Annotated in this window: 13 protein-coding genes; 4 read left to right on the top strand and 9 right to left on the bottom strand. The window is 72.8% G+C overall.

Going from position 1 to position 12,597, the window contains the following annotated elements; genetic code table 11:
- Positions 1-77 precede the first annotated feature (77 nt).
- Together FHX75_RS32035 and FHX75_RS21960 are read right to left on the bottom strand one after the other, a co-directional pair.
- Positions 78-200: a hypothetical protein gene (locus FHX75_RS32035; RefSeq protein ID WP_281290829.1), complete on the bottom strand. Its 123-nt coding sequence runs from the start codon at positions 198-200 to the stop codon at positions 78-80.
- Positions 201-535: 335 nt separating this feature from the next.
- Positions 536-1,435 (bottom strand): Gfo/Idh/MocA family protein, encoded by a 900-nt coding sequence (locus FHX75_RS21960; RefSeq protein ID WP_211364570.1) that lies wholly within the window; start codon positions 1,433-1,435, stop codon positions 536-538.
- Between the two features lie 169 nt (positions 1,436-1,604).
- Between FHX75_RS21960 and FHX75_RS21955 the strand changes: the two genes are divergently transcribed.
- Positions 1,605-2,000: a hypothetical protein gene (locus tag FHX75_RS21955; protein WP_154942237.1), complete on the top strand. Its 396-nt coding sequence runs from the start codon at positions 1,605-1,607 to the stop codon at positions 1,998-2,000.
- Positions 1,993-2,409 (top strand): hypothetical protein, encoded by a 417-nt coding sequence (locus FHX75_RS21950; RefSeq protein ID WP_154942236.1) that lies wholly within the window; start codon positions 1,993-1,995, stop codon positions 2,407-2,409. Before FHX75_RS21955 ends, FHX75_RS21950 begins: the two co-directional genes overlap by 8 nt.
- A 113-nt stretch (positions 2,410-2,522) precedes the next feature.
- Here the strand turns inward: FHX75_RS21950 and fabG are convergent, their stop codons facing one another.
- Entirely contained in the window at positions 2,523-3,281 is a 759-nt protein-coding gene (gene fabG, locus FHX75_RS21945; protein WP_154942235.1) for a 3-oxoacyl-ACP reductase FabG, read from the bottom strand.
- Between the two features lie 158 nt (positions 3,282-3,439).
- Positions 3,440-5,092 (bottom strand): alpha-amylase family protein, encoded by a 1,653-nt coding sequence (locus FHX75_RS21940; RefSeq protein WP_154942234.1) that lies wholly within the window; start codon positions 5,090-5,092, stop codon positions 3,440-3,442.
- 95 nt (positions 5,093-5,187) lie between these two features.
- Here FHX75_RS21940 and FHX75_RS21935 point away from each other — a divergent pair, with 95 nt between their 5' ends.
- Positions 5,188-5,796, top strand: a complete 609-nt coding sequence (locus tag FHX75_RS21935; protein ID WP_154942233.1) for a DUF1349 domain-containing protein — start codon at positions 5,188-5,190, stop codon at positions 5,794-5,796.
- Positions 5,797-5,899: 103 nt separating this feature from the next.
- Positions 5,900-6,571, top strand: a complete 672-nt coding sequence (locus FHX75_RS21930) for a DedA family protein (RefSeq protein WP_154942232.1) — start codon at positions 5,900-5,902, stop codon at positions 6,569-6,571.
- A gap of 15 nt (positions 6,572-6,586) precedes the next feature.
- On the opposite strand, the gene FHX75_RS21925 is transcribed toward FHX75_RS21930, so the two are convergent.
- The 5 genes from FHX75_RS21925 to FHX75_RS21905 all read right to left on the bottom strand — a co-directional run bounded on the left by FHX75_RS21925 (position 6,587) and on the right by FHX75_RS21905 (position 12,577).
- A complete protein-coding gene (locus FHX75_RS21925; protein ID WP_246158452.1) occupies positions 6,587-8,128 on the bottom strand; it encodes a cellulose binding domain-containing protein in 1,542 nt (513 codons plus the stop codon).
- A gap of 272 nt (positions 8,129-8,400) precedes the next feature.
- The gene (locus FHX75_RS21920; RefSeq protein WP_154942230.1) at positions 8,401-9,801 is read right to left on the bottom strand and encodes a chitinase; all 1,401 of its coding nucleotides are present in this window, start codon (positions 9,799-9,801) and stop codon (positions 8,401-8,403) included.
- Between the two features lie 135 nt (positions 9,802-9,936).
- Positions 9,937-11,349 (bottom strand): carbohydrate-binding protein, encoded by a 1,413-nt coding sequence (locus FHX75_RS21915; protein ID WP_154942229.1) that lies wholly within the window; start codon positions 11,347-11,349, stop codon positions 9,937-9,939.
- Between the two features lie 78 nt (positions 11,350-11,427).
- The gene (locus FHX75_RS21910; protein WP_154942228.1) at positions 11,428-12,171 is read right to left on the bottom strand and encodes a YidC/Oxa1 family membrane protein insertase; all 744 of its coding nucleotides are present in this window, start codon (positions 12,169-12,171) and stop codon (positions 11,428-11,430) included.
- 91 nt (positions 12,172-12,262) lie between these two features.
- A complete protein-coding gene (locus FHX75_RS21905; protein ID WP_246158449.1) occupies positions 12,263-12,577 on the bottom strand; it encodes a DUF6412 domain-containing protein in 315 nt (104 codons plus the stop codon).
- Positions 12,578-12,597 lie beyond the last annotated feature (20 nt).

Here is a 12,597-nt window from a genome sequence, read left to right as displayed (position 1 = left end):
CGGCGTGGCGGCGCCGGGTGCGACGCGACGCACCGGCCCCGGTCGGTGGACCGGTCGGCGACGGTGCGGAGGTCAGGTCAGGCGCGGCGGTGGGCGTCCCGGCCGGCCAGGGCCGGGCGCCGGACTCGCGGGCGGGCAACCAGGTGGAGGCCCCGCACGGCCGGCGCGGCGGCCACGTCGATCAGGGCATGCGTGAACATGTCGGCCAGGCTAGCGGCGGGCCGCTCGCCCCGCGACGGGTTTCCGGAACCGTCCGGGTCGTCGCCATCCGCCGGCCACCTGGCTGTTCGACTCGGAGAGTCGCCACCGAGATCGCCGGCTGCGGGCCGAGGGCTGTAGGCGGCTCGCCCGGCTCCGGGCTCCGGGCTACGAGGGTAGCGTCCGCCCCCCACTCCCCACATTGAGCGATATACCTCTGAGGCATATTTATGCCTCAGAGGTATATCGCTCAACACTCATATGCCCTGGGACGGGCGACACGCCCGGCCGGGCACCCGCTGGCCGGGGTCACGGACCGGCCGGACCCCGGAGGGGCTCAGATGTCGACGGTGCGGCCCTCGGCGCGGGCGACCTCGGCGGCGGACAGGATCTCCACCACCTCGCGACCGAAGCGCACGTCGCAGCGGTGGTCCCGGGTGCCGGCGTCGATCTCCTCGAGGAGCTGGTCGATCGCCGTGCCGAAGGCGGTGATGGCGTCGCCGTCGCCCGGCGGCACCGTCTCGGTGCCGTTCTCGCCGAAGAAGACGAAGTCGCGGGTCGTCGCCTCACGGGGCGCGTCCAGGGTGAGCGAGATCGCGCTGGTGGCACCGCCGACGTGGGTGAGCAGCAGGTGCACCAGGCCGCTCGGGCCGTTCATCGCCGCCACCCGGGTGACCCGGCCGAGCACCGGCAGGATGATCGACAGCGCGTGCGGGCCGATGTCCCAGAGTGCGCCGTGCTCGATCCGCCACTGCGACTCGCCGTACGGGCTGCCGGGCTGGTAGATCGAGGCGAACATGGTCGCCCGCGCGTGCTGCCAGCCGCTGGCCGCGGCGGTGGAGGCGAGGAAGGCGGTGACGTTCGGGTGGTAACGCTGGGTGAAGAAGACCACCGAGGCCACCCCGGACTGCTGGGCGGCGGCGACCACCCGGTCGGCGTCGGCGAGGGTGAGCGCCAGCGGCTTGTCCAGCAGCAGGTGCCGGCCCGCGATGGCGGCGCGTACGGCGAGGTCCGCCTGGATGTCGGGCGGGAGCGCCACGGCGACCGCGTCGCACTCGTCCAGCAGTGCGGCGACGTCGCCGAACGCCGGTACGCCGTGCCGGTCGGCCAGCTCGGCGGCCCGCTCCGGGTTGCGTCCCCAGACCCCGACCAGTTCGGCGCGCGGGTGCGCGTCGATCGCGGCGGCGTGCGTCTCCGCCGCCCAGTGACCGGTGCCAAACAAGCCGAACCGCAGCACGAGTACCCCCGGTGTCGTCGTCCGCCACGGCGGTGCCGTGGCGTGATCCAACCTAGTCGTCCCCGGCCGGGCACGTCCGGCCGACCTGGCCGAGTGACCGGGGCGAGGGCGATTACTACGCCGGTTAGTAGGCTGTGCCGGTGACCGAGACTGGGACGGTGTGCCCGCGATGACCAGCGCAGCCTCAGCCGGCTCGCCGGTGGACGGGATCCTCGCGACGGCAACGATCGTGCTGTCGCTCGTACTCGCGCTCTGGAGCCTGGTGGCGACGCTGCGCCACCGCGCGCCGGACCGGCTCCAGTTCGTCGGCTTGGCGGTGCTGGAGGTGGCGCTGCTCGCGCTGGCGGTGGCGGCGCTGGTCGCGCTCGGCGGCGGCGAGCGGCCGGGCGAGCCCGGCGCCTTCTTCGGCTACCTGGTGACGCTGGTCTGCCTGCCGCCGCTGGCCTGGGTGCTGGCCAGGATGGAGCCGACCCGCTGGGGCTCGGCGATCGTCTGCGCGATCTGCCTGGTCACCCCGGTGGTCGTGGTCCGGCTCCAGCAGACCTGGGAGATCCTCGGTGGTTGAGACCCGCACCTCCACGCCGGCCACGAACAAGGGTCCGGGTCGGCTACTGATCGCGGTCTACCTGCTCTTCGCGATCGCCGCGACCTCGCGGGCCGGGCTCCAGATCGCCACGAAGTTCGACGAGGCGCCGGTGGCGTACCTGCTCTCCGCGCTGGCCGCGGTGATCTACATCGTCGCCGCCGTCGGGCTGGCCCGCGCCGGTCACGCCGGCCGCCGGGTCGCGCTCGCCTGCTGCTCGGTGGAGCTGATCGGGGTCGTCGGGGTGGGCCTGCTGAGCCTGGTCAACAAGGAACTCTTCCCGGACGAGACGGTCTGGTCCGGATTCGGCAGCGGCTACGGCTACATCCCGCTCGTCCTGCCCGTCCTCGGTCTCCTCTGGCTCTACCGCACCCGCCACACCCCCACCTGACCCGCGCGACCCCGCCGGCGGCCGCACTTTCGGGAAAAGAGTGGCCTCGAAAGCCGAACTGGCCACTCCTTCTCGGAAAGAGTGGCCAGTTCGCGGTGCGGGGCGGGGCGGGGTCAGTCCTTGGGGCCGCCGGCTACGTAGATGACCTGGCCGGAGACGAAGGACGCGCCCTCGCTGGCGAGGAACGAGATGGTGTGGGCGACGTCCTCCGGGCGGCCGCAGCGGCGGACCGGGATCTCCGCGGCGGCGTGCTGCTGCAACGCCTCGAAGTCGACCTTCATCCGGGCGGCGGTCGCGGCGGTCATGTCGGTGACGATGAAGCCCGGCGCGACCGCGTTGACCGTCACGCCGAACGGGCCCAGCTCGATGGCGAGCGTCTTGGTGAAGCCCTGGAGGCCGGCCTTGGCGGCCGAGTAGTTCGCCTGGCCCCGGTTGCCCAGCGCCGAGGTGCTGGAGAGGTTGACGATCCGGCCCCACTTCCGGTCGACCATGTGCTTCTGGGCGGCCTGGCTGAACAGGAACGCGCCCCGCAGGTGCACGCCCAGCACCGTGTCCCAGTCGGCGTCGGTCATCTTGAACAGCAGGTTGTCGCGGAGCACGCCGGCGTTGTTGACCAGCACGGTCGGCCCGCCCAGCTCGGCGGCGATCCGCTCGACGGCCGCCTCGACCTGAGCCCGGTCGGACACGTCGGCGCCGACCCCGAGCGCCCGGCCGCCGTCGGCGGCGATCGCGTCCACGGTCTCCTTCGTCGCCGACTCGTCGATGTCGACCACCGCGACGGCCATGCCGTCGGCGGCCAGCCGTCGGGCGGTGGCCGCGCCGATGCCGCGCGCGGCTCCGGTCACGATGGCGACGCGGGGCTCCTCCGACATGATTACCTCCCGGTAACTTGTGGGTCGATCGAAGGAGCTTAACCCAGGGGTACGCCCACCCGGACCGGCCCGCAGCGGCGGTCCGGGCCCCCGGACGCGGGCCAGCTCTGCGAGCACATCGGACACCGCCGGGCCCGGCCGGAGGTCGGGCGGAAGGGTCAGACCGCTTCGCCCCGGCAGAGCCGGATCCAGCGGTAGCCGTAGCCGGCCAGCTTGAGGTTGTCCAGCTTGCCCACCTCGCCGTACCCCCGGTCGGCGAGGACGTCCGTCGGCAGGTCCGCCTCGGGAGCGAGCACGCTCAGGTCGACCTCGACGTCCTCGGCGCCCAGGTTGTGCAGGAAGACCATCGTCCCGGTCGGCCCGTCGGCGCGGTGCGCCAGCACCCCGGCCGGCATCGGCACGTCGATGTGCGTCGTCGCACCCGAGCCGATCTCGGGGGCCTCGCGCAGCGTACGGATCATCCGCTCGAACCAGGCCAGCAGCGACTTCGGGTCACGGCGCTGGGCCGTCACGTTGACCTTCTCGTAGCTGAACTCACCCTTGTCGATCACCGGTCGGACCAGCTTGTCCGGGTCGGCGGTGGAGAACCCGGCGTTCGGCTTGTACGACCACTGCATCGGGGTGCGGATGGCCTCCCGGCCGGGCAGCGACAGGTCCTCGCCCATGCCGATCTCCTCGCCGTAGCGCAGCACCGGCGTGCCGCGCAACGAGAACTGCAGGGCGTACGCAAGCTCGATGCGGCGGCGGTCGTTGCCGAGCATCGGGGCCAGCCGGCGCCGGATGCCCCGGTCGTAGATCCGCATGTCCTCGTCCGGGCCGAACTCGGCGTACACCTGGTTGCGCTGCTCGGCGGTGAGCCGGGAGAGGTCGATCTCGTCGTGGTTGCGCAGGAAGGTGGCCCACTGGCCGCCGGCGGGCAGCGCCGGGGTGTCCCGCAGCGCCTCGATCACCGGCTCCGGGTCCTGCCGGGCCAGGGCCAGCATGAGCCGGCCGTTGAGCATGAAGTCGAAGAGCATGTGGATCCGGTTGCCGGAGCCGCCGGCGTCGCCGAAGAACGTGGGCAGCTGGTCCGGCTCGACGTTCGCCTCGGCCAGCAGGACCGCGTCGCCGCGCCGCCACTGCACGTGCTGGCGCATCTCGGTGAGGAACTCGAAGTCCTTGGGCGAGTTGGGGTTGCCCGGCTCGGTCAGCTCGATGATGAACGGCACCGCGTCCATCCGGAAACCGGAGACGCCGAGCTGGAGCCAGAACGACATCACCTTCTTGATCTCCGCGCGGACCTCCGGGTTGGCGAAGTTGAGGTCCGGCTGGAACTTGTAGAACCGGTGGTAGTACCACGCCTTCGCGGTGCGGTCGTAGCTCCACGTCTCGTTCTGCTCGCCGGGGAAGACCATGCCCTGGTGCCGGTCGTCCGGCTCGGTGTCGGACCAGACGTACCAGTCCCGGTACGGCGAGTCGGGCGAGGAGCGGGCGGACTGGAACCAGGGGTGCTCGTCCGAGGTGTGGTTGACCACCAGGTCGATGATCACCCGGATGCCCCGGTTCTGCGCCTGGTGCAGCAGCTCCGCGAAGTCGCCCAGGGTGCCGAAGCGCGGGTCCACGTTGTAGAAGTCGGTGGCGTCGTAGCCGTCATCCCGGTTCGGCGAGGGGTGGATCGGGTGCAGCCACAGGCAGGTCACCCCGAGCCGGGCCAGGTAGTCCAGCCGGCCGATCAGCCCTCGAATGTCACCGACCCCGTCGCCGTCGGAGTCCGCGTACGTGTCGATGTCGAGGCAGTAGACGACGGCCTCGGAGTACCACCTGTCACCCATGCCGAACTTATGTCTCCGATCGGCCGTCCCGGCAAACGCGAGACTGCGGCCGCCAGCGGTCCGATCGGCGTTGCCCCGACGGGTACGGTGCCGGCATGGGCGAGGACGAGACGCTGCGGGACGTCGACTGGACCGACGGTCGCTGGCTGCGCGAGCCGGTGCGGGTCGAGCGGACCGACGCGGGTGACCTGCTGGTGGAGCCGGGCGCGGAGAGCGACTTCTGGCGGCACACCAGCTACGGGTTCGTGCACGACGACGGGCCCGCCCTGCTCGCCCCGCTGCCCGGCGGCAGCGCCGTCGAGGTGAGCTTCCGGCTGGACTACGGCGAGCAGTTCGACCAGGCCGGGGTGCTGGTCCGGGTGGACGAGCGGAACTGGGTCAAGGCCGGGGTGGAGGTCAGCGACGGCGAGCCGCAGCTCGGCGCGGTGGTCACCCGGGAGGTCTCCGACTGGTCGGTGGCGCCGGTGCCGGACTGGGCCGGGCGGGAGGTCACCGTCCGGATCAGCCGGGACGGGGACGCGCTCACCGTCCGGGCCCGGGTGGCCGACGAACCCTGGCGGCTGGTCCGGCTCGCCCCGCTCGCCCCGGAGGCGGCGGCGTCCGCCGGTCCGTTCTGCTGCTCGCCGACCCGGTCCGGGCTGACCGTCCGGTTCACCGGCTGGCGGCAGGGCCCGGCCGACCGCGACCTGCACCCCTCGACCTGACCCGCCCACCGGGCCTGAGCGGGTGGTCAGGGTCACCGGCAGGTGTGGGGGTCGGATGCGCGGGTACCACTGTCCGATCCCGGCAGCTTTCGGAAGGACGCCCATGGCTCTCGCCCAGAACGTCGACCCGAACCAGTTCACCGGGCTGACCGGGTGGGTGGCGAGCGTCATCGACTCGCTGGGCGCGGTCGGGGTCGCGCTGCTGGTGGCCCTGGAGAGCATCATCCCGCCGATCCCCAGCGAGGTCGTGCTGGCGATGGCCGGCTACCTCGCCAGTGAGGGCCGTTTCCACCTGGTGGTGATCGTGCTCGCCGCGACGGCGGGCTCGCTGCTCGGCGCGCTGGTGCTCTACTGGCTCGGCGCGGCGCTCGGCGAGGAACGGCTCAAGCGCTGGCTGGACCACATCCCGCTGGTGGACCGAGACGATCTGGAGAAGGCCGACCGCTGGTTCGAACGGTACGGCCGGTGGGCGGTGCTGATCGGCCGGGTGGTGCCGGTGGTCCGCAGCCTGGTGTCGGTCCCCGCCGGGGCGAACCGGATGCCGCTGGGTGAGTTCGTCCTGTTGACCACGCTGGGCAGCGGGGTGTGGAACACCCTGATCGTGGGGCTGGGCTACGCGCTCGGGTCGCGCTGGGAGGACGTCGACCGGTACAGCAGCTGGTTCAACTACGCGATCTTCGCCGTCTTCGCCGTGATGATCGCGAGTTGGGTGGTGAAGAAGGTCCGCAAGCGGCGGGCGCGGCGCGACCGGCAGTCGGTGACCGCCGGTCGCTGACCGCGACGCCGTCGCTCAGTACCTCGCGGTGATCGAGGTGAACTCCCAGGTGTTCTGGGCGATGCCGGAGCAGTTGGAGACCACACCCCCGCCCGGGCAGGGGCGGTCCCGGTTGACCGACCAGAAGGTGAAGCGGGACAGGCCGCGGGCCTTGGCCCAGTCCCGGATCTGCGTCCAGGTGGCCGGGGAGGTCAGCTCCTGCTGGTCGGAGAGGCCGTTCATGCCGGAGAGGCCCATGTGCGCGTACGCGGTGGCGTCCGACCAGCCGAAGGCGGTCTTCAACGCGTTCTTCAGGCCCTCCGCCGCGTTGACCGTGTTCTGGTACATGTTCGCGCCGCCGCCGAAGTCGAACGGCATGATGGTGAAGGTGTCGATGTTCGCGCCGAGCGCGGCGGCCTGGTTGATCAGCCGGGTGCCCCAGTAGTTCGGCCCGGTGGTCGAGGTGCCGAACGTGACGATCGTCTTGATCCCCGGGTTGTTCTGCTTGACGATCTTCAGCGCGCCGAGGATCCGGTCCTGCACCACCGCGTTCTCGAACTCGTCGCTGTTCTCGATGTCGATGTCGATCGCCTTCAGCCCGTACGCGTTGATCACCTGCTGGTACGCGCCGGCCAGCGCGGCGGCGGAGGAGCAGTTCGGGCCGAGCTTGTTGCCGCTCCACCCGCCGAAGGACGGGATCACGTCACCGCCGGCGGCCTTGATCGCGGCGATGGTGTTGGCGTGCGCGCCGCCGGTGAGCGGGCCGCTGCCGTCCCAGGCCGGGGTGCAGCCTCCGCCGGAGAGGACGAACGCGATGGTGAACCACTTGATCCCGGTCGCCCCCATCACCGTCGACGGCGCGGGCGGGTCGCCCCAGCCCGGGTAGAGGTAGGGCGCGGCGGCCATCGGGGCGGTGCCGCCGGTGCAGCCGGTGGTGGTGGCGGAGACCGGCGCGGACTTCGCCGACTCGCCTGCGGAGTTGTACGCGGCCACCGTGTAGCTGTGTGCGGAGCAGGCGGCCAGCCCGCTGACCGTGGTCGAGGTGCCGGTGAGGGTGGCCCGGACGGTCGAGCCCTCGTACACCCGGTAGCCGGTGACCGTGCCGCCGACGGCGTTCCACGCCAGCGCGATCGAGGAGGCGGTGGTGCCGGTGACCCGCAGGCCGCCGGGGGTGGCCGGGGCGGACGGGTTGCCGCCGCCTCCGCCGGTGCAGGAGCCGCCGTTGACCGTGCAGTTGGTCGGGTCGCCGTTACCGCTGACCACGAAACCGAACGAGGTGCTGGCACCGGGGGCGAGGGTGCCGTTCCAGGACTGGTTCACCGCGGTGACGTGCTGGCCGGAGGTGGTCAGCCGGGCGTCCCAGAAGGTGCCGAGCGAGCTACCGGCGGGCAGGTCGAACTGCACGTTCCAGGAGCTGATGCTGGCCGAGCTGTCGTTGGTGACGGTGAACTTCGCCTCGTACCCGCTGCCCCAGCTGGAGGTGCGGACGAAGGCGGCGGTGGCGGCGGACGCGGCCGGTGGGGCCACGACGGTGGCCGCGACCAGGGCGGCGGCGAGCGCGACGGCGAATGTCGCCACGCGTGGGGAGCGGAGTTTCACGGTGGCCTCCAGGGACCTGTGGTGGGGGGACCGCCCGGGCGTGGGCGGGGTCGCCGGCCCGCAGGAGGCGGGTCGGTGGCGCGGGAGGACCGGCCCGGCCGCTGCGGTGGCCGGCGGTGCGGACGGCCCGGCCGGGGTGGGCCGGGTGCGGACGGCCCGGCCGGGGTGGGCCGGGTGCGGACGGACCGGCCGGGGGTGGGCCGGGTGGTGCGGCGTGGCCGGCCCGCGGGACGGCGGACCGGCCACGCCCGTCAGGGCAGGGTGGCCAGGTGCGGCTTGACGGTGCGGGCGAAACTGTTGCCGTTGCTGACGTCCCAGTTCACCGACCAGGTCATCGCGCCCCGGATGCCCGGGTAGGTGCGCGGCGGCCGGAAGCTGCCGCAGTTGGTGCCGCGGGCCAGGCAGTCCAGGGCCGCGTTGACCACGCTCGGCGCGACGATGCCGCCGCCGGCGGCGCCCGGCCCGGCGGGCAGGCCCAGGCCGACCTGGTCGGGGCGCAGCCCCGCCTCCAGCTGGATGCAGGCCAGGGCGACGATGAAGTTCACCGTGCCCTGCGAGTACGCGGCGTTCTGGTCGCAGCCGAGCATCGCCCCGGAGTTGTAGAACTGGGTGTTGACCACGGTGAGGATGTCCCGGATGTCCAGCGCCAGCTTGAAGTAGCCGGTGGTGGGCGACTGCATGTCGATGGTCTGCGGTGCCATCGTGATGATCAGGCCGGTGCCGACCTTCGCCCGCAGGGCGCGCAGCGCCTGGGCCATGTACGTGGGGTTGAGCCCGTTCTCCAGGTCGATGTCGACCCCGTCGAAGCCGTACCGCTGGATCAGCGCGTGGACGGTGTCGGCGAAGGCGGTGGCCGAGGTGGCGTCGTTGACCGCGACCCGGCCGGTCTCGCCGCCGACGGAGAGGATCACCTTCTGGCCGCGCGAGCGCAGGGTCTGCACGTCGGCGGTGAACTGCGCGTCGGTGTAGCCGCCCAGCGCGGCCGACAGGCCGGGGTCGACGGCGAACGCGACCGCGCCGGGCGTGGCGGTGGCCTCGCCGAAGGCGACGGCGACGATGTCGTACTCGGCGGGCACGTCGCGCAGTCGCAGCTCGACCGCGGGGTTGTCGAAGTTGTGCCAGTAGCCGGTGAGCAGGTGCTTCGGCAGCCCGCCGGTGGGCGGCGGCGGGGTGGTGGTGGGCGGCGGGGTGGTCGGCGCCGGAGTGGTGGGTGACGGCGTCGGAGTGGTCGGCGTCGGGCTCGGCGGGGTGCTGCCGCCACCGCAGGGCGCCCCGTTCAGCAGGCAGTTGGTCGGCGAGCCGGACCCGGCCCCGAGGAAGCCGAACGACACCGAGGCGCCCGGGGCGACGGTGCCGTTCCAGGACCGGTTGGTGAAGGTGTACCGCTGGCCGGAGCTGGTGAGCAGCGCGTCCCAGTAGCTGCCGACGGTGGTCCCGGCGGGCAGGTCGAAGGAGACGGTCCAGCCCGAGACGGTGCTGCCGCCGCCGTTGGTGATCGTGTACTTCCCCTCCCAGCCGCTGCCCCAGTCGGAGGTCTTGACGAAGCTGGCGGTCGCCCCGGCCGCGTACGCGGGCAGCGCGACCCAGGCCGCGCCGAGGGTCGCGACCAGCGCGGCGACCAGGGAGAGGAGCAGGGTTCTGGAACGCGTCATGCGACCCTCCGGACTGCGATCGATCCATGGATGTCGACGTGCGCGCTTATTATTAAGACTGTTAACTGATTCTGTCCAGAGTGGTCGACCCATCGATCGGGGCCCGCGTCGCCTCGACGCGGGCCCCGGGCGCGCTCAGCGCCGGAAGGTGAACCAGTTGACGTTGACGAAGTCGGCGCTCTGGCCGCTGCTGAAGGTCAGGTAGACGGTGTGCCGCCCGGTCGCCGCGGCGACGTTGCCGGGCACCGAGCGCCAGCTCTGCCAGCCGCCGGTGTTGGCGATGGCGAAGCTGCCGATCGGCGCGCTGGTCGGGCTGTCCAGGCGCACCTCGACCAAACCGCTCACCCCGCCGGCCGCCCCGGAGGCCACCCGGGCCACGAAGTCGCGGGGCGGGGTCGCGCCGAAGTCGACGTTGTCGTAGCGGACCCAGTCACCGCTGCGCACGGCGCCGATGTTCTGCCCGCCCTCGGCGCACGCCTCGACGATCACCCCGTTCTGCGCGGTGAACGCCTCGGCCTGGATCGTCCCGTACGCGTCGATGCCGCCGGACGGCGGCGGGGTGGTCGGCGGCGGCGTGGACGTACCCCGCCGGTAGACCGCCACGTAGTCGACCAGCATCGACCGGCCGGAGACGGTCGAGGCGGTCGGCGTGGCGTAGCCGGCCACCCCGTTCGGGAACGAGCCACCCATCGCGACGTTGAGCAGCAGGAAATAGCCGGCGTGGCTGGTCATCTGACTCCAGTACGGCTCGCCGACCTGGTTCTGGCCGACGGTGTGGAACAGCTGCCCGTCGACGTACCAGCGCAGTTGCTGCGGGGCGACCGAGGCGTCCCACTCGAAGCGGTAGGTGTGGAAGGCGGACTGGCAGGTGCTGCCGGGGCAGGCCCGGGAGTTGCCGAGGCCGTTGAACTCGTTGCACGGGCCGCCCGGGGCGTACCCGCAGTGCAGCACTCCCCAGACCTGGTTCAGGCCGTTGACGTTCTCCATCACGTCGAACTCGCCGATGCCGGGCCAGTTCTGGTAGTTGCCCCGGTACGGCGAGCCGAGCGCCCAGAACGCCGGCCAGTAGCCGGCGGCCTGCGCGCCGGTGACGTTGGGCATCTGGATCCGCCCCTCGATGGCGAGCACACCCCCGGCGGGCGGCTTGAAGTCGGTGCGGACGGTCTCGATCCGGGCCGAGGTCCACCGGCCGGCGCCGTCGCGGACCGGCGTGATCCGCAGGTTCCCGGCGCCGTCGTGGGCGAGGTTGGTGGTGCTGGCGGTGTACGTCTGGATCTCGCCGGTGCCCCAGTTGGCCGGGCCACCCGGGTAGCTGGTGCCGGTGTCGATGATCCAGTTGGCCGAGGACGGCAGGCTGCCGGCGGAACCGGTGAAGTCGTCGCTCCACATCAGGCTCCAGCCGGACGGGGGCGGCGGGACGGCGGCCTGCGCGGTCATGGTCACGCCGGCCAGGGCGGTGGTGGTGACGGCCAGCGCGACGGCCAGCGGGAGCCGTCGGCGCGACCGGGGTGGGCGGGGGGCGGCGGAGGCCGCCGGGGCAGGGTTCATCGGGGGTGCCTCTCTGCGGGGGACGGGTCGAGAGAGCGCTCTCTGACAGCGATTTGTACGCCGCCGGCCCGGCAGATGTCAACGCTTGTCGATGGGTTCCGGCTGCGGGCGGCGCAGCGTCACCTGCTCCAGCGCCGTCCACGCCGTGGTGGTCACCAGATAGATGACCGCCGCCAGCGGCACCACCAGCGCCACCAGCACGGTCACGTACGGCAGCAGCGGGATCAGCCGGCCCAGCGTGGCCGCGCCCGGTCCCTCGATCGGCGTACCGGCCACCGTGCCGGTCGACGCCGCGGCGCGCTTCGCCCGTCGGGAGGAGAACCAGGCCAGGCCGGTCAGCGCCACCAGCAGCAGGCCGAAGACCAGCACCACCGGGCCGGAGAGCCCGTCGCCCAGGTGCCAGCCCAGCGGCACCCCGCCCAGCCGCTCGTCGAGCAGCCCGCCGCCGCCCTCACCGGTGGCGAAGAGCCGGTACATGACCAGGAAGAAGGGCGCCTGGAGCAGCGCCGGCAGGCAGCCGGCGACCGGGCTGGCGCCGGCCCGCCGGTAGAGCCCGAACAGCTCGGACTGCAACCGCGCGGGGTCGTCGGCGTACCGCTGCTGGAGCTGGCGGACCTCGGGGGCGAGCGCCGCGCGGCGCCGCTCCCCACGGACCTGCGCCAGGGTGAGCGGCGAGATCAGCAGCCGGACGGCGATGGTGAACAGGACGATGGCGGCGGCGGTGGCCGTCCCGCCGGACAGCGGCGCGAGCGCGTCGGAGAGCCAGGTGACGGCGGCGCCGGCGGCAGCCACCGCGTCGTGCACGGGTGAGAAGGCGAGCATCAGGTGACCCCTCGGTCCGATCCCGGATGTCCCCCGGCCGGGGCCGGTGGGACGGATGACGACGGAATCGGCCGGGCGGCGACGCGCGGGATCAGCCCGCGACCGGACGCCACCCGGCCGAGGGACGCCACCCCGGGGCCCGGGGACGGGGCCGGCCGGCCGCGTCCGGATCGACCTGGCGCGGCACCCGCCGGCGCCGGGCCCGCTCCCGCAGGCCCACCGCCCGCCGGCCACCCCGGGCCGGGCGGTCCACCCGGCGCGGACGCGCCGCCAGCAGCGTCGCGAGCAGCAGCGCGGCCACCACCGCCGCGCCGGCGAGGAGTTCCGCCGGACGCTGCCCGAGCAGCGTCAGCTCGGTGAGCGCGTACGCCCACAGACCCGTCACCGCCACCAGCAGACCCGGCACGGGATCAGCCTAGGGTCCGC

Origin of the sequence: Micromonospora palomenae (assembly GCF_007829925.1) — a bacterium.
Lineage (GTDB): Bacteria > Actinomycetota > Actinomycetes > Mycobacteriales > Micromonosporaceae > Micromonospora > Micromonospora purpureochromogenes.
The sequence above is the reverse complement of the archived record's forward strand: the minus strand, read 5'-3'. Positions and strand labels throughout refer to the sequence as shown.

Bases quoted from the DNA above. Each gene is read 5' to 3' on its own strand.
- FHX75_RS32035 (WP_281290829.1), bottom strand. From the start codon at position 200: ATGTTCACGCATGCCCTGATCGACGTGGCCGCCGCGCCGGCCGTGCGG.
- FHX75_RS21955 (WP_154942237.1), top strand. From the start codon at position 1,605: ATGACCAGCGCAGCCTCAGCCGGCTCGCCGGTGGACGGGATCCTCGCG.
- fabG (WP_154942235.1), bottom strand. From the start codon at position 3,281: ATGTCGGAGGAGCCCCGCGTCGCCATCGTGACCGGAGCCGCGCGCGGC.
- FHX75_RS21940 (WP_154942234.1), bottom strand. From the start codon at position 5,092: ATGGGTGACAGGTGGTACTCCGAGGCCGTCGTCTACTGCCTCGACATC.
- FHX75_RS21935 (WP_154942233.1), top strand. From the start codon at position 5,188: ATGGGCGAGGACGAGACGCTGCGGGACGTCGACTGGACCGACGGTCGC.
- FHX75_RS21930 (WP_154942232.1), top strand. From the start codon at position 5,900: ATGGCTCTCGCCCAGAACGTCGACCCGAACCAGTTCACCGGGCTGACC.
- FHX75_RS21920 (WP_154942230.1), bottom strand. From the start codon at position 9,801: ATGACGCGTTCCAGAACCCTGCTCCTCTCCCTGGTCGCCGCGCTGGTC.
- FHX75_RS21915 (WP_154942229.1), bottom strand. From the start codon at position 11,349: ATGAACCCTGCCCCGGCGGCCTCCGCCGCCCCCCGCCCACCCCGGTCG.
- FHX75_RS21910 (WP_154942228.1), bottom strand. From the start codon at position 12,171: ATGCTCGCCTTCTCACCCGTGCACGACGCGGTGGCTGCCGCCGGCGCC.